The 21445-nt window shown below is 59.6% G+C and carries 17 protein-coding genes; 5 read left to right on the plus strand and 12 right to left on the minus strand.

The features are described 5' to 3' along the window. The first annotated feature begins 1 nt into the window (after position 1). Both BLU01_RS16455 and BLU01_RS16460 read left to right on the plus strand, forming a co-directional pair. Positions 2–1621 carry a DUF2300 domain-containing protein gene (locus BLU01_RS16455; protein ID WP_092277546.1) on the plus strand — a complete coding sequence of 540 codons (1620 nt, stop codon included), beginning with the start codon at positions 2–4 and terminating at the stop codon, positions 1619–1621. Between the two features lie 3 nt (positions 1622–1624). After that, positions 1625–2434, plus strand: coding sequence for a YfaP family protein (locus BLU01_RS16460; RefSeq protein WP_092277549.1), 810 nt, complete (start codon positions 1625–1627; stop codon positions 2432–2434). 166 nt (positions 2435–2600) lie between these two features. On the opposite strand, the gene BLU01_RS16465 is transcribed toward BLU01_RS16460, so the two are convergent. Genes BLU01_RS16465 through BLU01_RS16475 form a run of 3 tightly spaced genes read right to left on the minus strand, consistent with a single transcriptional unit; the run spans position 2601 to position 6201 of the window. Next, a complete protein-coding gene (locus BLU01_RS16465; protein WP_092277552.1) occupies positions 2601–3686 on the minus strand; it encodes an aromatic ring-hydroxylating oxygenase subunit alpha in 1086 nt (361 codons plus the stop codon). After that, on the minus strand, positions 3671–5272 hold the full coding sequence (locus tag BLU01_RS16470) for a GH3 family domain-containing protein (protein ID WP_092277555.1): 1602 nt from the start codon (positions 5270–5272) through the stop codon (positions 3671–3673). The genes BLU01_RS16465 and BLU01_RS16470 overlap by 16 nt, the downstream gene beginning before the upstream one ends. Beyond that, complete coding sequence (locus BLU01_RS16475; protein ID WP_092277558.1) at positions 5272–6201, minus strand: fatty acid desaturase family protein; 930 nt, start codon at positions 6199–6201, stop codon at positions 5272–5274. Before BLU01_RS16475 ends, BLU01_RS16470 begins: the two co-directional genes overlap by 1 nt. 105 nt (positions 6202–6306) lie before the next feature. On the opposite strand from BLU01_RS16475, the gene BLU01_RS16480 reads away from it, so the two are divergent. Both BLU01_RS16480 and BLU01_RS16485 read left to right on the plus strand, forming a co-directional pair. Then, positions 6307–7185 carry a metal-dependent hydrolase gene (locus BLU01_RS16480; protein ID WP_167370476.1) on the plus strand — a complete coding sequence of 293 codons (879 nt, stop codon included), beginning with the start codon at positions 6307–6309 and terminating at the stop codon, positions 7183–7185. 14 nt (positions 7186–7199) lie between these two features. Then, positions 7200–8093, plus strand: a complete 894-nt coding sequence (locus tag BLU01_RS16485) for a lipase family protein (protein WP_092281632.1) — start codon at positions 7200–7202, stop codon at positions 8091–8093. On the opposite strand, the gene BLU01_RS16490 is transcribed toward BLU01_RS16485, so the two are convergent. Beyond that, on the minus strand, positions 8081–9196 hold the full coding sequence (locus BLU01_RS16490; RefSeq protein ID WP_092277563.1) for a hypothetical protein: 1116 nt from the start codon (positions 9194–9196) through the stop codon (positions 8081–8083). The two genes, BLU01_RS16485 and BLU01_RS16490, sit on opposite strands and share 13 nt — an antisense overlap. Then, complete coding sequence (locus BLU01_RS16495) at positions 9190–9849, minus strand: hypothetical protein (protein WP_197675594.1); 660 nt, start codon at positions 9847–9849, stop codon at positions 9190–9192. The genes BLU01_RS16490 and BLU01_RS16495 overlap by 7 nt, the downstream gene beginning before the upstream one ends. A gap of 245 nt (positions 9850–10094) precedes the next feature. On the opposite strand from BLU01_RS16495, the gene BLU01_RS16500 reads away from it, so the two are divergent. Next, positions 10095–11555, plus strand: coding sequence for a fatty acid desaturase (locus tag BLU01_RS16500; RefSeq protein WP_092277567.1), 1461 nt, complete (start codon positions 10095–10097; stop codon positions 11553–11555). Positions 11556–11606: 51 nt separating this feature from the next. On the opposite strand, the gene BLU01_RS16505 is transcribed toward BLU01_RS16500, so the two are convergent. The 7 genes from BLU01_RS16505 to BLU01_RS16535 all read right to left on the minus strand — a co-directional run bounded on the left by BLU01_RS16505 (position 11607) and on the right by BLU01_RS16535 (position 20522). Beyond that, positions 11607–11867 (minus strand): PAAR domain-containing protein, encoded by a 261-nt coding sequence (locus tag BLU01_RS16505; RefSeq protein ID WP_054048120.1) that lies wholly within the window; start codon positions 11865–11867, stop codon positions 11607–11609. Positions 11868–11880: 13 nt separating this feature from the next. Continuing rightward, a complete protein-coding gene (locus tag BLU01_RS16510) occupies positions 11881–13461 on the minus strand; it encodes a type VI lipase adapter Tla3 domain-containing protein (protein WP_331716104.1) in 1581 nt (526 codons plus the stop codon). Then, positions 13461–15605, minus strand: a complete 2145-nt coding sequence (locus BLU01_RS16515; RefSeq protein ID WP_092277569.1) for a T6SS effector phospholipase Tle3 domain-containing protein — start codon at positions 15603–15605, stop codon at positions 13461–13463. The genes BLU01_RS16510 and BLU01_RS16515 overlap by 1 nt, the downstream gene beginning before the upstream one ends. 200 nt (positions 15606–15805) lie before the next feature. Further along, a complete protein-coding gene (locus tag BLU01_RS16520) occupies positions 15806–16543 on the minus strand; it encodes a hypothetical protein (protein WP_092277571.1) in 738 nt (245 codons plus the stop codon). Then, entirely contained in the window at positions 16540–17154 is a 615-nt protein-coding gene (locus BLU01_RS16525; RefSeq protein ID WP_092277573.1) for a hypothetical protein, read from the minus strand. The genes BLU01_RS16520 and BLU01_RS16525 overlap by 4 nt, the downstream gene beginning before the upstream one ends. Continuing rightward, a complete protein-coding gene (locus tag BLU01_RS16530) occupies positions 17147–19900 on the minus strand; it encodes a type VI secretion system Vgr family protein (protein WP_092277575.1) in 2754 nt (917 codons plus the stop codon). The genes BLU01_RS16525 and BLU01_RS16530 overlap by 8 nt, the downstream gene beginning before the upstream one ends. Positions 19901–20006: 106 nt before the next feature. Next, complete coding sequence (locus BLU01_RS16535) at positions 20007–20522, minus strand: Hcp family type VI secretion system effector (RefSeq protein ID WP_054051032.1); 516 nt, start codon at positions 20520–20522, stop codon at positions 20007–20009. Positions 20523–21445 lie beyond the last annotated feature (923 nt).

The raw sequence follows: 21445 nt of genomic DNA on the forward strand, positions 1-21445 counted from the left end.
CATGACCCGGCGGCTGGTCTGGTGGCTGCTGTGTTTGCTCCCTGCGCTGGCGACAGCGCAGGACGAACCCTTGCGACTGGGCTTCAACGGTGAATTGCTATCGCTGAACCGCACGCAATTGATCTCGCGCGAACCGCTGCCAGCGGATCTGCAAACGCCGTTGGGCAGTCTGTGGAAGCTGTTTGTCTACGCGTGGCTGGTCGATACCGGCGCTGATGAACCCGCTTATGCATGTCGCGGCCAGTCGAAGGAAGAAGTTTATTGCTGCACGGCTGGCGGCAAGATTTCGCGCGATCAGGCGTTGGTCAAATCCTGTGGGTTGTATTTTGAGCCCGCGCGGTTGGGCATTAATGCTGCGGATTGGCGCACGTATTGGCAGTCGCGCCAGGCGCCGGAGTGGTTGCTCAGCTTGCCGTCGTTGCAACCGGCGACACGGGTTTCCGTGGCTGAATTGTTGAAAGTGCTGGCGCTGATGCCGGCGCAGGATCAAGCGCGGCGCGTGTTGCTGGACGTGGTGTTGAGCGCGGCGGACGGCAATGTCGTCGGTGAACTCGGCGGCCGCTTGCGGGTGAAAACCTGGAGCTGGCTGGGCGATCAGGACCCGGCGTCGCGCCAAGGTGGTTTTGCCGGGTGGCTGGCGGATGGCACACCGATCTGGGCCGGTGGTCGCGGCACCAGTCAAATGGTCCTGCGCCATTACGGCGAAGCACTGGCGGCGGTGCTGCCGGTCGCTTGGCCGCTGGATGCCGGGCGCTGTGTGGAAGTCGGGTTGTTTTCCCGCTATCCGATTGGCCGGGTGTTGGCGGGTGATCGGGTGGTGTCTGGCGGGCCGTTGCAGGGCGACTATCGAGTTGAATTCGCCAACGGCAATCAGCTGGATATTCACAGCGATGGCGAGCTGTTTTTGCTCGGTGACAAACTTGTCGCCCGCTTGGATCGCGAGGAATACGTCGCCCGTGTGCTGCAGCGCGAGGCCAAGTCCGAGCCCGCAGAGGCTGCCAAAGCGCTGGCCATCGCGATCCGCACTTACTTGCTGCAAAACGCCACGCGCAACGGCGACTGCCTGAGCATCGACGACAGCAGCAGCCGCCAACGCGTTGCGCCACGCCCGGCGACCACGCAATCGCGCAACATCGCCGCATGGACCAGCGACCTGGTCCTGGCCGGCAGCACGGTCACCTATCACTCCGACCAGCCCGGCCCGGACAAACTGTCTTGGCAGCAAGCCGTCGAACAAGCCAACGCCGGTCAACGATACGACGCCATCCTGCTGCACGCCTACCCGCGCGCCAGCCTCAGCCGCTGGGACAATCCCGTGGCCTCCTGCGAAGCATTGCCCGCCGCGCAAGACTGGCTGCAGAAACAGCGGCGTGGCTGGCGTGCGCGGTTGGAGGGCGAGGTCGGCTACAACGAAATCAGCAGTTTTGCCGTTTGCCGCCTCGCCTTCGGCCGCCCCTATGTCGACCGCGAACGCCAGCGCATTTACGTGCGCGGCGTGCTGTCGCTGCAAGACCGCCTCGACCTGACCCACGAATACCTGCACCTGGCCTTCGAAGCACACCCCAACGGCCAGGATGAAAACTACATCGAAGGGCTCGCCCGCCACCTCTTGCTGGAATAGGCCATGAAACTCCGTTATCCACAGGTCCTCCTGTTCCTCTGTACTTTCGCCGTACTGCCGACGACCCTCGCCGCCGCCGTCACCCTCGACACCCCGGTCGGCGGCTGGCGCACCGGCGCCGCTGAAGGCGAAGGTGAAAACTTTCGTCAGCCGGTCAATTACCCGGCCTCCTCGGTGAACACCCCGGTCGGCCAAGCCAACACCGCGCGCATCACCGGCCAAATCAACGCCACGCCGAAATCCAGCGAGCCGGGCCGATTAATCGTCAACGGCGTGAGCATGCCGCTGAAGATCGATGCGGCTGGCGGTTTTGATCGCCCGTTCTCCTTTCCGAACGGCAGCAACAGCGTCGAAGTCCGCAGCCCTGACGGCCAGCAGCGCCATCGCACCCAATTCCTCAACACCAGCGGCGGCGCCACTCCAGCCAAATTGCGCGTGTTGCTGGCATGGGACAGCGACGGCACCGACCTCGACCTGCACCTGATCACCCCGGACGGCGCACACATCTGGTACGGCGAACGCGCCGCCCCCAACGGCGCCGCACTGGACGTCGACGTCACCACCGGCTACGGCCCGGAAATCTTCGCCATGCCGGCACCGCTCAAAGGCCAGTATTTGGTGTACGTGAATTATTTTGGTGGCGGGTATAGGAATGATGAAGAAGGGCAGGAAGACGCAGTGCAAGCGCTGACGACTGCGCAGGTGACGGTGATTACCGAAGAAGGGACGCCGAACGAGAAGATGGAGGCTTTCTTGGTGCCGATGCGGGCGGTGGGGGAGTTGACGTTGGTTAAGGGGTTTAGTTATCCGTGAGGGTCCATTGGGCAGCAGGCTTGCCCAAATTTGAGCAATGGAGGACTGACCCGACACAGATACGTAAATACCCAGCACAGAGGGCCACAACCTTGAAGACTACCTGGGTCAACGACTTCTCGGAAGCTGGGTCAATTCCTCATCAGCGCCAGCAGACCAGGTTCCCTCAGAGCGCAAATCGTATCCGGGATTCACGGCGTTGTGCCGGAGGTAACGCTTCTCCCCGTCTCACGGCGGCCAGTAGCTGATCGACCCCGATGTGCACGGCATCGGCTTGCACGTTGGACGGCTTGAAGTTCGCTACGTTATCGAGACCTTGCCGGTGCGCCTGAATGATTTTCACGTCCTGACGAATAACGATACGGGTGTACAGATGAATGAACGGACGCAACAGGCGCAGTACCCAGCGGGGTAGCCGGAAGCGGTAGGCGATGTAGGTATAGACGCGCGACTGTCGTGAATCGATGGGTGTGATCTGGCTGATGATGAAGAACGCCGAACAGTCGCCCCAGCGGTAGTCGCAGCGCGTAACGTTGGGCGCAAAAAAACGATCCGTGTGCACCAATGGCTCGCCGTCGGGGTTACTGAGCCAGTTCAGGAAACCGATCTTGTCTCCGTCATCGTGATAGGTCACTTCAACGCTCTGCGCTTTACACGCGAGCGTGGCCTCCATTGTTCGCCCCGTGCTGGATCTGAAGATGCCTTCGTGCACAAACACAGTGTGGGGTACGTCCATGAAGTTCTGCACGAGGCTACCGACATCTGCCTCGAACGTGTTGATCATGAAATAGGACTGCCAGGGTTTTTCGCCGTAGACCGGTAGCTTGAACACAGGTTTTTGCTGCGGGTTGCCCGTGCCGGTGTAGACCCAGACGAGTCCGTCCTGTTCTTGCACCGCAAAGTGACGCTGGCGGTATCGATACGCGGGCGAAGTCGATGTACACGGCATATCGCCGACGCTGGGGATATGCACCACCTGCCCCTGAGCGTCGTAGCGCCAGCCGTGGTAAGGGCACACCAGGCAATCGTCGGCAATCTTGCCCGCCGATAAGCGCGTTCCGCGGTGCACGCACTGGTCGAGCAACGCTGCTGCCCGTCCGTCACGCTGGCGAAATAGCACCAGGTTCAGGCCCAGAATCTTCGCGCGGTAAGGTTTGTTTTTGCGCAGTTCTTTCTGTGCGCACGCCACATACCATTGTTCGAGGGTGCCATCGTCCGGCGTCTCAAGAAGATTATTCAAAGGTGCCGACATGAGCTTTCCGTTAGAGCGAGAAGGGCTTCGGCTGTCTCCAGCCGATTGATAAGTGAACGCGGCTTGAAGTCGCCCGCACGGATGCCGCTCAACTCCGCCGCCTGCTGCAATACGTGCGCGAGCTGATCAGCACCGCCGTCGAGCAGGCGCATCTGCACAGGTCCCAGTTGCCCGAGTCGGCGTGCCTGGCAGTAATGAAAGGCGTCGGACAGTGCCGTCTCGATCGTCAGCGCCAAGGCACTGGCATCAAGGTGGCGGGATGTCGCAACCAGCGCCGTGTAATGCGGTGGCGACGCGTAGGCATTGGGGATCAGGCAGGCGGCGCCTTTTGTGGCCAGGCAACGGTCGAACAGGTTCTGCACGATTTGCTCATCGAGTTTTTCTCCGACCAGATCACTGGTTCCCGTGGCACGTCCCACGAACTCGACCCGTGGCGTGGCCCCCGACATGCCGACGACGCGGACCCGATCGCCCAATGCATAGCGGTACAAGCCGCCACCGGTGGTCAGCAGGACCTGCGCCGTTTCTCCCAGGCGTAACGAATGAGCATGGCGCAGGGCGCCGTCTTCGCAGAGAAACTCCAGATAATGGCTGCCGATCGCCAACGGGCATCCAGGCCCGTCGCCGAATGGAACGCTCACGACGCCTTCGGTGGCAAAAAGACTTTTCGGCAGCCACTGCGTTTGCGGAAAACGCACGGCCAGTTGCGTGAAGTAGTGAAGGCTGGGGCCCTCCATCCAGCAACTGACGGCGGCCAGTCGTGGCCATAATTCGGTGCATACTCCTTGGGATCTCGCTCGGCGCAATGCTGACTGGCGCGACGCTGGAAGCGCGGCTTCCAGCCATGCAAACGTCTGCACATGTTCGGGCGTTTCGCCGTCGAACAGTGGCTGCAACAGGCTGGTCAGGAAGGTCGGGCTCCACACACTGATAAAGCTCAGATCGGCATCGGCCAGCAAGGCGAGGAGGGTCTGCCGGCGCCATTGCGACAACTCACCGCTGAACTCGGGAATCAACAAAGTCCCTGCCAGACCGGCCAGATGACTGCCGTGCAAATACGCCAGATCACTGGCCGACCCGATGCAAATGCCATTGGGTCCCGCCACTGGCGTTTGCAAGGGCGGCGACATCGACCAGTAGCTTGATCCGTGGCTTATTCCGGGCACCTGACGATGCATGTCGGCTAGCCACACGGTCAGCGCGCTGTGCATTTCTGCGAGGAAGGCGCGCGTATAGGGAATCGCTTTCTGCAGCGCGCTGTTTCCGCTCGTACGCTCGAAGAACAGCGGAGGGGAGGAGGTCAGAATCGCTTCGGATTCATTTTGCGCGCGCTCGATCCACGGCTGCAGTTGCGCGTAATTGTGGATCGGTACGTTATCGCGAAACTGCGTCGAGTCATGCAGCCGAGCAAAGTGGTGGGCGCGGCCGAATGCGCAATCACGATTGGCTTCGAGCAGTCGCAGCAATGCCCGCTCTTGCGTCGATTGCGGTTGCTCGAGTTGCGCGTGCCATTGATCGAGCGTGGGCTTGGCGCGTTCCAGAAAGGTCTGCCACAGCGCGCGTTTGACATCCATGTGGGCGCTCATCAGAAGTAAGTCTTGTCCAGTTGCTTCAAGTCATCGGGTAACCGCTGGGGCGGCAGAAAAACCTGCAGCCAGCCATACCAGAGCGGCCGCGTTTCTTTCAGGTTAGAGGCTTCATGCATCTGCTGCCAATGCATGGCCGAGTGCCGATGATGGGTCAGGTTGTAGTTGAAGTTCAAAAACGCCCAGCGCACCAGATGCGGGGCCCGCATGTTATAGGCGCCCTCTACGACATCCAGCGGCGTGCGCATGTGGTACACCCACTGCAGCGACGACCAGGAAAATGCAAAAGCGAGATAGGCGATGAGCACAACGTGCCACGTCCATCCCAGCAAGAGTCCGATCGATAACCACGCGGCGACGCCGGCAATGACTTCCCGGCGGATGCGTTTGAAGTCGGCGCTGGAGAAATCCTTGAAAGCCGCGGCATAAGTATTGACCTCTGCGGTTTGCGACCACTTGTCCGTGATGCGGGCCGGCAGCACCGGCAATAAAAGGCTGCCGACAAACGCCGCCAGCCAGATACCGCCGAGCACCGCAAAGTAGTACTCGATACGCTTGCGCCACAGCGACTCATCCGCGACCGCGAAGTCGGCCAGCTCTGCGCGTGTGCGATTGCGCACATGATGCCCCAGATGGTTGATATGGATCAGCGTGGCCGAGGCGCCAAAAAGGGTAGAAGCCCACCACATGACGAAGTAGTTGAGTGATTTGCGACTGTGCGCCAAGCCATGGAAGGACTCGTGCATCATCGAGAAGACACCTTGCATGACCAGACAGAAAGGAACGAGCACCAGCCATTTGAGCCAACCCGCATCAGTGTGGGAAAGCCAGGTCAGGGTCGCGCCCCAAAACAGCGTCTGCAGCGCCAGAACACACAGATTGCTCACGTCGAAACGACGCGTTTGCGAAATGTCACTGGAACTGCGCATATGGGCTCCTTGAGAAAGGTCGAGTCAAAAAGTATACCGCCCTGACCGCTTCACTAACGATCAATTGCTGGCGTGTCGGGGCAACGAGGAACCGCAGAAAACTTTATGTCGTATTTAAAACGTCTCTTAACCAGACGCTCGCCCGCGAAACCTGTTTGCGCAGATATCCCCCGGCGCAATGTGCGTTTTTCACTCGATGAGCAGACTCCTCGCTATTGGTATCGTGGCTGGCCGCACGTAACGCGCTTTTTCGATGGCCTGTCGATCATGTTTCCACTCGGCGAAAAACTCTTCATCGACAGTGTCGTGCACTTTCGAAAAGCGATCGAAAACGATTCGGCGCTGGCCGAAGCCGTTGACGCGTTCGTTTATCAGGAAGCGTCGCATATTCGCGAACATCGTTCGTATAACCAGCAACTCGCGGCACAAGGCGCACCTATCGATGCCCTCGAACAACTGCTGTTGCGCCGTCAGGAGGTGGGCAACAAGTTTTCGCCGGCGATGCGTCTGGCCATGACGGCCAGCCTGGAACATTTCACCGCGATTCTCTCCGATCAACTCCTGCGCAATCCCGCGGTCCTCAAAGGTGCCGATGCGAAGATGGCCATGCTATGGCGCTGGCATGCGATCGAAGAAACCGAACACAAGGCCGTCGCCTACGATGTGCTTGGCGTGGTGGTTAGCAATCCGCTCTGGCGATACCTGATGCGATGCGGGGTCATGCTGATCATGACCGGCTACTTTGCAGTCGATGTCATGTACTTCATTTATCGACTTGCCGGCAATGACGGGCAACGCCGCAACGGGCGCGAGTGGCTGCGTTTACTCGGCTGGCTATTCGTAAGTCCCGGTCCTCTGACCCGTGTGTTTCCGAGATGGCTGGCCTGGTTCATTCCGGGGTTTCATCCCAACCACCTCGACACCCGCGAAGCGCTGGAAGCGGCGCGGCAAACACTGGACGAATACGCTGGGAGCACACCATGAGGCGACTTTCGGCGATAACAGAAGTCTGGATGCCTGAGGGGTTTGACGACTGGCCACTGCATTTTCCGGCAACCGAATTCGCAGCGCCCGAGGCACGGCTGGACTGGACGGAACAATTTATAGCGTCTTGGCACAAGCCCATGCCCAGCCTTCTCCCAGGCACACTGGTGGTACTGGTTGCCGGACTGTTTTCCGAATGGTTGCACGGCTGTTTTCAGGATTGTGCGCGGACGTTGCGGCGCCTGGGCTATCCGGTTCTGCGGATGCCCGTGCGTTCATCTCGGGGCGTCATGGCGCAGGGGCGGCATATCAGCAAGGTGCTGACGGCCGAACTCAGGCAGGGGCAACGATTTGTCGTGTTGGCGCACAGCAAAGGTGGCCTCGACGCGCTCGCGGCATTGGCACAGAACAAGGCATTGAGCGAGGCATGTAATGGCGTGGCGCTGGTGCAACCGCCGACAGGTCCGTCGACGGTCATGGATGACGTGTTGGCTGGCAGCGCAGGGCAGTCGAGCATCAACTACCCGTTCGATCGCGTTCGCCGCGTGCTGGCGAAAACCCCCTGGGTGGCCGATGGCGCGCGGGATATCAGCAGTCTGCGCGACCCGCACATTACCCACCTGCTCAAACACCTGCCCGCCGCCGTGCAGTGCGTGCACGTCGTCAGTTGGAGCGCTGTCCCCAGTTCGCGCCTCGATACCCATCACGCCCGCCTCAATGCCCGGCGACCCGGTTGGGCTCATGACGGGCAGTTTTACCTCGAGCATCAACGCATCGAGGGTATGCCGCAGATCTGTCTGCCCCGGCTCGATCATGGTCAACCGGTGCTGGGCGGCGGTGGCTTTGACGCCACACGTTTCTGGCTGACGCTATTGGCTGTCGTGCACGGACGCGCTCAGACGAGATAGATTTCGAAGCCCGGGATGCGCTCGGCGTCCTGGGCCGTCAAAGCCGCGGCATTCCCCACACAGGGCGCCGTGTACAGGTCCATTGGAATGGACACGGCGCGATAGCGCGTCATGGCCATCCAGAGCGGGTCATGGTCATACAGACACAATTGCATCAACGCGTACTGACCGCGAACGCGCATCCACGCAGCATCCAGCAGCGCCGCAAAGATCTGCGGGTCGCGCTGTCGTACGTGCAAGTGGGTCAGGTAAACGTCGCGCAATGCCTCGCCGGGCGCGGCAATGGCAGGGCGCCCCAACAGCGGCGCACAGGTGTTGAACGCGAGGCGAAGGGTCTGGTGCGCCAAGGGCAATGTTTCAAGCACCACCCGTTTGATCCGCCCGGCATCCCAAGGCGCGACACAGCCCAGCAGATTGTCTTGGGCGTCCAGTGCCAGCAGAAATGACGAGAGGCCGAAGTCCGGCCAGGTGTCCAGGCGCCGTGCAAACTGCGCTTCACTGAAAACGCTGCCGAAGGGCTGACCTGCCGATTCGCGGTCGAGAAACGCGCGCAGCGCATCAGCGTGGCACGGCTGCGCTTGTACGATACGCACGTTGTCCAGCTTTCGCGGAGTGCTTCGCCATCCGCGCTGGGCATACACGGCTACGTTACTGTAGCCCCGCCAGTGCGCAAGCCTGAGTGGATTGGCGCGCCGTCCGCCCAGCAGCGACTGCGTCGCGAGACGGTTGTCACGGATGACACAGCAATAGGCGTGCTGGACACCTATTTCATCGGCCAGCGCTTCGAGCCTGACTTTGACCTCGGTCATCCACGACACCGACAGACGCCTATCAGGTACCAGCCGCAGATCCCCCAAATAGGCCACGGGCTGAATGTCACCCTGAAGATAACCCTCGCGCACCACCAGGCTGGCAATGCCCTTCAGATCACCGACCTCGTTCTCGGCGAGCCAAGTGCGATGGTCCAAGGCATGACAATGGTGCAGCGCAAAATAGTCAGGCCCGCGATCAAAACGCATTGGCAAGCCGCCCTGCATGGCCCGCTGCGCCTGGAAGTCGAGCAGTTGCCGATTGTCCGCAGCGCTGGCCTGGCGGATCAGCATGGTTGTGTGGCGGCAAACAGACGCAGCGCCATCGGCCGCAGGTTGTCGGGGTGCAATTCACACAGACAGACCAGCTCATCGCCCGACGCGTAATGAGGATTTTTCTGCAGAAAATAGGCGACGTTTTCCAGGCGCAGGTGAGGGGCAGGGACTTGTGCCAGTTCCGTCGTCAATCGACCTTGAGGCACTTTGAAAGACAGCACGCCCGTTGCCGGATCATAGGCCTCGCCGAAACGATCCACTGCAAGATGATCCGCCAACGCCTGCACCGTAGGATCCGTCACCACGCCGGCGCAGGGGGCGTAATTCAACGCCATGGCGCCCAGATAACGGTAGGTGCGGTGACCCTTGCAGATCAGAAACCAGTACAGAGGCACGTCCGGCTGCTCCTGCCAGATCTCACCGGCCAGGCGCATCCACGCGAATGCCAGTTGCTGGCTGCCCCAGTGTCCGCGGTCAATGATGGTGTCGCCGGAAAAAATCACCCTGATCGGTTGGCCTGACCACGTGCGCTCATACCGTTTGAGGGTGGTGAAACCGACGATGGTTTCATCTGCGCAACGCAATACGATGCAGTGCGTCTTGTCCTGAAAATCCTGATCGAATCGCGGGCGGGAGGTATCGCAGTAGGATGCGGAATAAATCTCGAACATCCGATCGATTTCATGTGGATGCAGATCGCAGCATTCAACGGACGTTGCGCTCAAACGCATGGAGATCCTCGGCATCGCAAGCAAGATGTTTGGAGTTTGGCGAGTTGAAAGGGTCAATGCAACGTAGACTTCCTTTCGTCGCCGTCATTTTCTGACGGTGCAAACCTGAAATAACCAAGCAGAAACCGCCGCTCTTGGCGGTATGGAAACGTTGCACTTGTTTCGACCCATCAGGCGCCTTATTCATGTCATCCACGTTTGCCAGTCATCACCTTGATACCTCGATCGTGACACGACCCTTGCGTTGGCTGGTGGTCTACACCGTCGTGACGGGCGCGCTGTATTTTCTCGTCACGCACTACCCGATGGGCGCGGTGCGGGTGATTCAACCGACAGGTTTTGACGCGCACATTGCTCGATTGCCTTTCACTCTGCCGCTGTACATGAGCTATTTACTGATCATGCCGGCGCTGGTGCTGCTGGGGCGGCGCCGCGAATGGCTGTTGCCGGCCTTTTTTGCGGCGGCCGTGGCTTCCGGTACCTGCCTGCTGAGCCATTTGTTCTGGCCAACCATGATCGAGCGTCCGGACAGCACGTCGCAGTGGCTCACATGGTTCTACCAGGTCGACTCACCGTTGGCCGCCTCGCCCAGTGGGCATGTGGCTTTGCCGGTGGCGATCAGCGTTGTCCTTACTTGCCTGCGCGTCCGTGCGGCATGGCTCTTCAGTCTGTGGAGCGTGATGCTGGGGGTCACCGTGCTGACGACGGGTCAGCACGTGGTGCTTGACGTGGTGTATGGAGCCGCGATCGGCGGCGCGGCGGGCCTGTTCACCGTCATGCTCAAGCGCCTGAAAGTGGATCTGCGCACCATGGCAGCGATCCTGCTGGAATGGCTGTGCATCATCGTGACGTTGCGCATCGCGCTGTATGTGGGGGACTGGCGACTGTATGGCGTGGCCTTCGTGGTGATTGCCGCGCGCCAACATGCGCTGTTCATTCTGTACCACGACGCGACGCACTATCACCTGACCCGTCATCGCACGCTCAACGACTTTCTGATCAACCTGGCGATCGGGGTGCCAGGAATGGTCCCGGTGGAATTCTATCGGCCCTTGCACCTCGAACATCATCAACAGACCGGAACCGCGAACGACCCGGAGCGGCGTTTTCTGTATCACCGGCAGCCTTGGGATTTCCGCCCGCTGAGCGGGAAGTTGTTGCTGCGACAATTGCTCGGGGATCTGTTCTTGATCAACACGCTGCGCAACTTGCGCGCCTATAAGGCGGCGGGCGGAGCATCACCGAAGATGACTCGGCCGGCATTGGCTGCCGGTGTGATCTGGCTGGTCCTTTTATCTTTCATCGCTTGGCAAGCGTCCGCCCAGACGCTCTTGCTGATGGTGTTTTTCTGGTTTGTGCCGCTGGCCACGCTGGGCACCCTGCTGCAGAAAATCCGCAGCATCGCCGAGCACAGTGGCGGACCTGACGTCACCCCCGGTTGGCGGGAATGGACATATGCCTGGAAAGTAGGGTGCGCAGGGCGGTTTTTCATTTGGCCTTATCACATCAATCTGCACCTGCATCATCACCGCAGTGCCAACCATCCCTGGCATGTTCTCCCGCGTCTGGTGACGGCGGATGACGCGTTGCTGGACTCACGGACGCTGCCCTCGCTGCTCTGGTCGGGGATGAAGAAGAACCGTTGATCCAGACTGCTTCCCGGGCAGCAGCGCTGGCGCAAAGAACGCCCCACGTTTTTAACTTGCAGCTTCACCCTTGGGATTGCTGGCAATCAGGCTGGCGCCGCACGCGGTTTTCATCCCGTGAAGCGCCACCGCGATGCCGCCGACATCCAGCAGGGCGCTGCCCTGCGTAATAGGGAAAACCCCTTTGCACAGTGGGCAAACCACCTTATGGCCAACACCGGACATGGGTTTGCCGTTCAGGTCCGTCTGGTTGAAAGCTTCAAGAACGGTGCCACCGTGACTGGTGGAATCGCCGAGCCGAATGATGTCCATGTCAGTGGGCCTCTTAGAGATCGTCCATCCAGTTGGATTTCGGTTTCTGGTCGGCGAGGAACTCTTCTAGGGTGTGATCCTGCTCGATGTCCGGCATTTTAAGCGCCGAAGGCGATGAAGGCACGGCTGGAGGCTCCTCGGTACTGGCGGTTTGAGGCATCAAGTTCACGCCGAAATGATCATTGCCTGAAGGTTTTTTGCCGGGCGTTGGCGAGGTCACGGCAATGATCGTCGCCTGCTCCGGGCGGCGCATCGGCATGACCACGCTGGTGTCCGCGTTCAGGTAACTGGCCATCGTCGCCAGGGTGAGGCCAACGAATGGAGACGCCGAGCCGGTGTCACCCAAGCGCTGCGTCAAATCGTAGCTCTCGCGCGAATCGAGCAGGTCTAGCGGACTGTGCGCGGCGGTGAGCGCCGGCAGCAGTTCCGCCAGAGGTGTGGTGTTCGAGCCACCATCAAAGAACACTCGAACCGGTTTCTGCGCTAGGCCGTCGGTGGCCTCTTTCCAGCCGGCGGCCAGTTTGACGGTCAGGGCGTCGCGCTTGAGTCGTTCGCCATTGTCTGGCCGCAACAGTGACACGGTGACCGGCCGATGCAGCTTGGCCAGCACTGGCTGCGCATCCCATTGCTCGAACGCGCGCTGGGTCCAGGGTTGAGGAATGAACGTCGATGGCAGGAACTCCACGGCGGGTTTCCTCGCGCCCCAACCGGTGAACTCCGGGTCGATTTTGTTCTCGTTGACCTTGGCAAACTGCGCGTAGTAACGCAGCCATTCGACGCGCTCGGGGCGACCGACAACCATGGCGACCATGGCGTCGGTGAGTTCGCCCGGCTTGCGCGGGCCAGGCCCACCAATCAGCGGAGCCTTTTTAGCCGACAAGGCAAACGACATGCTGAACCCTTCTACGTTGTAGACCAGTACAGCGGGGAGGTCAGGGTTCTGTTCGAACAGGTTGAACAGGTTTTCCACCAGGCCTTCGGGGGTGTCACTGCAGACCACGCCATCTTGCAGATTGCGCACGCGATGCCAGTGCAGGCCCGCTTCCGTGCGGTAACTGTTGACCATGCCCGAGAGCATTTCCCGGGTTCTTTCCGGGGAATAACGCAGGTTCGGTGTATCGGGATTCCAGCCACGAACGACCGTGATGGTCGGGATCGGCCACTTCTCCATGAAGTCGCGCAAGCCCAGTTCCAGAGCATCCGCCTTGCGCTTGTCATAGGCCAGGTCTTTGTCGTCGCCATCCACCGGATACTTTTTCGGATCCGTGGGCAGGATGCTGCCCACGTGGAGGGCTTCGGTCTGTTTTGCATTCTGCTCCTGCAGGGCTTTCCAGGCCTGGCCCTGACGGAATACGTCGAGGCTCAGGCCAATGGCGAGCACATCCAGAGTGTCGAGATGGGGCGAGGTGGCAGGGGCGCGGTAACGAGCATCAACAGGCATGGTGGCGGCCTCCTTGGCCGAGGTATAGGCATTCACGGGTGAAGCCGCGCTGGCAAAGCAACGGCTGACCGTCGATGGATGTTCAGCCGCTTGAACCAGAGGGCTGGTCAGGAGCAGGCCGGTAAAAAACAGGCAAGCAAATTCGAGGCGCATCAGGGGGTACCACCAAAACGGACAGGCTCGCCTTTTCTAAGCTCCGTGCGGGTCTGGGTCGCTACCAGGCTCGGCATGTTGTCGCTGATGGCCGGTAACGTGCCGGTCTTGCGATACGCCACTGTGGAGTCAATCAGCTCGCGGTTCTTACCGTCCTCTTGCTGATAGTGCTGATCCACGGAATCGTCCGGATCTTCATTCTCCGCCTGGAATTGCGCATTGGCGCCGCCATCGGTCTTTTTCCAGTCCAGGCGCCAATCTGCCACTCGACACAGATATGCATAGAACGACCCCTCATCAACGCATTCGCCGGCACCGATCGCCACGTCATAGGCCAGCACTTGTCGGCTGTGTTCAGGGTTGTTGGGAATGGATGAGTGGAAGGACAGAGCCTCCGAGTATTCCTCGCCTTGCAGACGTATACGCGCCTGATAAGGCGTTTCCCCGCGAGTGATGAGGACCTTGCCATTGCCTTGAGCCCGAGCGGCAAACACATGGGCGCACTCCGAGGCCTCCTTGCCTTCATTGCGAGCCTTTTCGACGCTCTGGATGTCTTGCCCATATTTGAACGCCAGGGCTTCTTCCATGGTCTCTTGTCGGGCGTAGCGTGGGTTTTTCGGCTCCCAGCCGCCATTGGCCACGCCGATCGAAGCATCGACAGGGTCCAGTTTGTCCTTCATCTGGTACACCCCGCTTTTGGAGGCTTCTCCGGGGGCGGTGATAACGCCATCGTTGGAAAAGTTCACGTCGCCCGGCACCGGCAATTGAGGCGCGGTCAAGACCACGCTGGCGCCCTTGTCCAAGCTGCCATTGGGTATCCGATCCATGAAGCCCAGGCCGGTGTCTTCCCAGGGTTGCTCGCTGTCCTGACGCAACAGGTAGACGTAGGGAGGAACGTGTTTGCCGACGGGTTCCTTCTCGCCGTTACGCTTGCGCACGGTAAATACGCGCTGGTGGAAACGTTGTGGAAGAAGTTTGCGCGCAGGCTGACCATCCACCTCTTCGCCGATCCCCTGCCAGCCGATCCCCTGGACGTTCTTGAGGCCAACCGTCTGATCCTGAGGGGTGAAATAGAGAAAGGTGCAGCCGCGGTTGTCACGCTCGTTGAAGGTGATCTTTTCTCCGCGGATCGTGGTTTGACACGCTGCCGTGCCCGTCCAGCCAGACCCGCCAATTGCGCCGTAACCCTGCTTGTTTTTCAGGGCGACGCCCGACAGAGCCGGCACCGGATTAGGGCTGCCCGCGATGAATTGCAAAATGCCGTTGAGCGTAGCGATGCGCGCGCCGGTCGTTTGCTGACCGCCCAATTTCTGGACTTTATCCATATTGGGCTGAAACAGGCTGTAGGGTGAGTTGAACATGACCACGCCATCGGCGGGTTTGGCACCGTCCTCTTTGAGGAATGCATGGGCCAGCAGCGTGAGCAGCGTGCCCTGACTGTGGCCAACCACGTTGATCGTATCGTTCGGATGACGTTTGTGAATAATCTTGATCAACATGGCCAGGCGCATGGCAGCCAGCACCATGTAGCGCCGACCGGCGGCTGAAAACAACGGGTGGGTCATGGTGCCGCCGATTTTGTTCAGCGAGATGAAGCCGAGCAGCATGCCGTTGAAACCGTTGCCCCACATATCCGGCAGGTTGGTGGTGGCGTTGGCGAACTGGCCGCCTTCCTTGGTGCCGGCCTTGTCCAGGCGGTTGCCGTCTCGGTCCAGCCACTGACCGTGCGCTTCGGTTTTCTGAATGAACGCTTCTTCCTCGCGAAACCCCCAATAGAACGGCACCACCACGCTGCGTGGCTGGCAGCCGTTGCTGGATGCCCCGGCCTTGCGGCGGAAGTACACGGCATCAGGATTCTTGGCTTCGCCGTCATCATCAGTAGGAGCGGTGTAGCTGGCCGGTAACAGGTATCCCGGGTTGTTCGCGCCGTTGGGGAAGGTACGTGGCATATCGAGGCGTTCGTTCAGCCCCTCGCACAGACCCTGCTCAATACGTGCATAGCAACCCGCCAGGTCGTTGACGCCGTGCACGAGGATCGTCACACAGGGCTTCGGTGGAGGTGGAATCAGGTGGATGTCGCCACCGCTGGGCATGGTGATCGATTGGCTGGAACAGATTTTTTTTGGCTGGGCAGCGTCAGTCATCGCGCATTTCCTCCTTGAAAATTACCCCAGTGGTCTCGACGCATGGGGTCGAGCGCCTGTCCGGGTTGACAGCTGCTGCCCGACGCAGGTCGGTTGGTGTCGTGATGAGCAGCCGTAGTGAGTCTCGGATCTTCATTTTTTTTCCCTCAGGTGATGCCCCTTGCACGTGGCGCGGTCATGACGGATTCGCCCGCTGATGCCTATTGGCGCTGCGCCTCAAATACGAAGGGGTCCCCCTGATTCGGGAAGTGCAACAGGTACTGCGCCACCGGGTTTTTAGCATTGGGTACCCGGTAATCCACTTTCAGCCCGGTCGGATTGTTTTCCAGCTCCGCCCCCAGGTAGGCGTTTTCCGGATAGCTGAACTGATTGCCGGGCGCCTTGCGAATGGCCGAGCAAGAGGAGAACAGTCGCGGTAACGCGTATAGATGCTGGCCGTGTACCAGCAACACCAGGGGGTAGCGATCACCGTAGCCACTGCTGACGTACTGCAACTCCAGGCACGTTGAGGCGCCTTGGCGCCAGGTCGTGGCGGTCGCCACGTTTTCCGGGTCGATGGGATCACCGACGGGCCACTGCGGCAAGGCGAAGTTGACCGCATCGCGCAGTGGCCAACGTTGTTTGCCAATCGTCAGGGCTTCGCCATCGAAGACAATCTCGGGCGTGCCTTTGGGCGGGTCGAGCTTCAGTTCGTCGGGCGCGCTCCACTGCGCATCCTCAAAACGTTCAAACGCCGGGCGCATGGCGTTGACCCACAGGCAATGCCGTGGCGATTCCGCGCAGGGCCTGGCCAGCTCGCTGCCGGGTCCGGCAAACAGGTTGTCGCCCAGCGACTGATAAAACGCACGGTAATCGGTGAACTGTACCGGGGCTGCCTGCGCCAGAAAGGGCAGGCTCGCGCCGAGAACCAAGCTCAGACAACGGGTGAGTTTGCTCATCGATATTCCTTGGCGCCGGTTGCCTTGATGTATTCCGGATTGGTGGTCCAGAAGATCGTTTTGCCAATGGCCGCGGTGGATCGGTATATGTGGTCATAACGACCCCGCTCGCGGGTATTTACCATTGTGTTGGTCTTTTTGTTGAACTGCGTCCAATAGGTAACTTTCTCCGGCTTCGAGACTTGCGCAACACCGAAGATGTTGTGCGAAGGAGAGCCGTAGTGGAACCCGGATGAGTGTCGGGGATTTGTCGACTTCTTGATATCGATGCCATCCCACCAGTAAGCGCCATTGGAGGGATCATTGCCGCGCTGGGCGAGAGCATCCCGCGCACTCTCCACTGCCGAGCGCATGTTCAAATCGGCATTGATGGTCGCTTCCGAAGCCGCCATCAGTTGGTTGTAACGGACATTGTTGCCCTGCATTGCAACAACGTAACTGTCCCCAGCCTCCTTGAGCAGGCTAGTGACGTCGGCCAGCCCCCACGCGCGCATACGATTAGTCAACGTAAAACAAATGGCGCGGACTTCCTGCGGATTGTTGTCCGTCGAGGCTTCGCCGTATCCGATGGCCGCGAGCTTGCGCACCTGTGGCGTGATGAGATCAGGCATTCTGTTTCTCCTTTACCGGCCACGACTCCAATTCCAGCTCCATGTCGGAAGGGAATTCCGGCGTGCGCTCACCGGAACCCTCGGCCACGACTTCCCCGGCGGACATCACCTTGAAGTGGTGCGGCGCGGGTCCACCTTTGTCATCCTTGAATTCGAAGAACTGCACAATTTCCTCCGCCTCATCATCGGCACTGGCAACGCTGGCAGCAGCCCCCGCACCGCCTGCCGCGGCCCCCGCGGCTGCGGGGGAGGGCGGCTTGAGCATGGCCACATTGGCAATGCTCATCACATCTTTCTGCAACAACTGCGTGGCGCCTTGAGCATCGGTCACTCCTTCGACCACTTCGCCATTGGATAAGGTGATTTTGTACGGCATGTTGGGCATCGCCGACGTCCCGTCAATCTGCTTGAGCATAAAGCGTCGCTGGGTATCGCCGACTTTGAATTTGGGCAGTTCCGCTTCCAGGCTGGTGGCGCCGAGCAGGCTGTGTTTGGCCGCTTTGACGATCAGGTTGCCGGGCATGCCCAGTTCGATATTGCCGCCCTTGATAGTGATGTAGGCCCCGCCACACATCAGGGTGATGTGCTCTTTGGCCGACACCAGCACATGCTGGTTGCTCGCGCTGACTTCCACACTCTGATCCGCCTCCAGGCGGATGTTGTTTTTTTGCGCCTGCAACAGCATCGGACCCTGGTGGGTGATCTGACGCATTTCGCCGCTGTGGGCAAACATCCCCAAGTCGGTCCCGGCATTGAGCACAAACTTCTGCCCCGAGGTCTGTTGCTGATTCTGCTGGGCAACGGTGTCGATGTGTTCACCCGCCGCCACCGTGATGCTCTTGGGGGACGCCGCGGCGATACCGGCTTCACCGCTCACGGCAATTGCCGGATTGCCACCATTGCCCTTGCCCGATTCGTCATTCGCGCCGTTGCCCAGGTCGCGAACCGCATCGCTGAGCGTCTTCTGCGGCGTCTTATCATGGCCTACGCCCTGGTTGTCGTGGGCGTAATCGCCCAAGTCCTTGGCTAGCTTCAACGCCGCTTCCAGTACCTGTACGACAGAGGCGCGATTGAGGTGACCGCCGCTGGCGTTCATTTGCTCCTCGGTACTCAGCAACAGGCCTTTGGCTGCTCGCAACGCGCCGTGTTCATCGGTGCGCAACTCAAAACCTTCGCCGCGCGGATCACCGCCGCTCGGCCGTGGATGCGTCAGGTAACCCAGATGCAATGCGGTGCTGCCGTGATCACTCATCAACGCGGCACTGATCTGCTTGGTGGTGTCATCAATGCGCAGTTCGTTGGCCCGAGTGCCCTTGTATTCCTTGCTTTTTATGGTGCTGAGAATCTTGTGATTGGGCAGTTGGTAAGGCGGCATGTTCGTCGCCCGGTACGTGCGGCCGGTGATGATCGGCTGATCGCAATCGCCGTCGAGGTAATCGACGATGACGTCCTGACCAATGCGCGGGATCGCCATATGGCCCCAGTCCGCGCCCGCCCAGTTCTGCGCCACGCGCACCCAGCAGGAACTGAATTCGTTATTCTTCCCTTCTCTGTCCCATGGGAACTGGACCTTTACCCGGCCAAATTCATCCGTGTAAATTTCTTCCCCGTCCGGCCCGGTCACCGTCGCAATCTGTGGTCCGTCAACAATCGGTTTGGGGCGTGGCGGGGTACGCCACTCGGTTTCCTCGGAAACGATCTCGGCGACAAAGTCATAACTCACGCCGACATCGGCACCGGCGGACTCTTCTTCCTGACTGGCGTGCTGGATGCCCTTGTGAGTGATCCTCAGCGAGCGCCACCAGCGATTGAAATCATCCCGGGGGTGGCCGGTGAGCTGGAAAGAGAAACCCGGGATCAGGCGCGGATCGTCGCCTTCGACAACGGCAATTCGCGCGTCGCCACGGTGCCCCAGCAAGCGATTCTGGGTGAAGGGTTTACCGGCAGCGGTGGCCTTGTAGCGGCCCGGATAGTCGTAGCGTTCGTAGTTCGGCGTCTGATGTTGCAAGTCATCGCCGGCGAAGTTCTGCTGCTGGTCGAAGGTCGGTCGCTTGAAGGTGTAATCGCGTTGCGTCTGCTCGGCCGTGCGGACGTTCTCGGTGTAACTGAACGCATAGAGCACAGGCTGCGTGGCATCCGCAGCCGGTTCAGTGGTGTAGAGCACCGGAGCGCCTTGAATACGCTGCTGCACATAGAGTTTGTCGCCCTGGATCAGCGTGTGAGTGCTTTCGTTGCATTTGAAGAAATAGAACAAGCCTTCTTCACTGGACAGCCGGTCGAACAGGTACAAGTCAGTGTCGCCGACCTGCGTACAGTATTCGCGCGGCAAATGTTCGCTGTTGATGTGTTGCTGATAGTCGAGGATGCCGTGTTCGCTCAACACGGACTTGATGATGTCCGGCACGTTTTTCTGCTGAAAAATGCGCCAGTTGGAACTCAAGGCCAGTCGGGCGAGTTGCGGTTCGACCACCGCCCGATAACGTGTCCGGCGGAAGCCGGTTTTACGTTGAGTGAAACTGGACACCAGCCCGTGGACATGACGCACAGCCGTGCCGCCTTGCCAGATCGTGAGCAATGAGGGCTGATCGAGCACCTTGCCGAAATCAATGTTCGGGTTGCGACTGGCCAACTCGATCGTGAGTCGAAAAGGCTCACAGATGGCCTCCTCCAGTGTGAACTCTACGACCTCGAACTCCATCTGCCCTGACAACACGGAAAACGTGAACTTCAAATCCCTTTGACGCATTTAACTTTTCCTTGTTCAGGTGAAAGAGAGTCCGCACATCAACGCTGCAAGGCATAAATCACATCGACCAGCAGAGCTGGCCGACGTTTGTAACGATCAGCCGCGATTAAGCGACTGGCTGACGCCAGTCATCGGAACCCGAAGTACCGGATACTTCGTGGGTCCAGGTGATTTTGCGGTAGGTGAACTGTACTTCTTCCAGGTGCGTGAAGTGCGAGTTCGACGGGTCCTGGCAGTTGTGCATTTTGTTGTTGATGGCGACGATGATCGCGTCTTCCAGTTTGGTGGTGTAGTAGTGCTCTTGGGTCCCTTGGGCCGAAGTGCGATACCACTGGATAACGATTTCGCTCATGCGCTCGCCGGAAGTCAGAGCGGCTTGCAGCAATGGCGAAGCCTTGTCGTAGACCTTGGTGATCACAACTGGCTTGTGCACACGCTGACCAGTAGGTTGGCCGGACTGCGGGTCACGCGGGATGATGACGTCGTGGCTGAAAGCCTGAACCATGACCTGGTCTTCGTGACCTTCCTGGTAGGTGTTGCCAACCGAATCGGCAGTGAAAGCGCCGGCGGTGATCAGACCTTGTTTTTCGCCAGTGACGGACATGTACGCTGGTGTAGCCATGGAGGTGCTCCTTGCTAAAAATTTAGGGTGCCCGGGAGGCGATATCGCCCGGTGGGTGCCTGACTGTTATCAAGGTCCGTGCCATAAATGTTGAGGGCTATGTAAACCGGGAGATGGCCGAGGTTTTTCAATCGCTGGGTGATTTTCAAGGGACAACACCCCACAAAGTGCGCAACTTCTTGCGCAGTACTGCGCAACTTCTTGCCCACTCGGCTACAGGCCACGGCGCACTTAGCGCTTAGCGATATTTAAGGGCTTTGTTGAAGAATAAGTGCGCAACTACTTGCGCATCATGGCGATGAGGCATCACTGCCCACTTTGGATAGCTAAGTTGTTCTTCGGTCTCTAACTACTCAAGAGGCCGATACCAAGGCTTCTCATGCGTGCCGGCTTGCGGCGCAAATGTTGTCTTTCCTTGCCAAGGTAGGTCATGGCACTAACTACGTTTGCGGAGGCATGAGTATCGTTACAGTTGATCATCCCGATGCCGAGATTACGGTAACCGTTCTTAGCGGCGTTGCAACTACAGTACCTGCCGTGCCCTCCGGTGATCTGCTTCCAAAGGTCACCTATCTCTTGCGTCTTGTGCAGGGGGATGCCTGAAACGCCCGGAGTAACCTGGCTATCAGGAGGATTTTCGGACGGGATAGGATTATTTCAGACATTAAAAAGCCGGCTTGTGGCCGGCTTCTCGGGGACTGGCTTGGTTTATTTTTGGTAAACCGCGCCAGCCTTCAAAACGTACACCCGGATCTTGCGTCCGGCTGTGGGACTCGGCGAGAAAGTCATCTGCCGGGTCGGGTGCGCTCAGCGCCGCGGGGCGGGGTGAGCGCAAATGTGGGGCGCAGCATACTGATTTTTTTTGCGGATTCCCAGTGGGAAGTGCCGGGTAGAGCGATTGCACTGATGTGTAGCCGCTGCCG

The organism is Pseudomonas prosekii, assembly GCF_900105155.1.
In the GTDB taxonomy this organism is placed as follows: Bacteria; Pseudomonadota; Gammaproteobacteria; order Pseudomonadales; family Pseudomonadaceae; genus Aquipseudomonas; species Aquipseudomonas prosekii.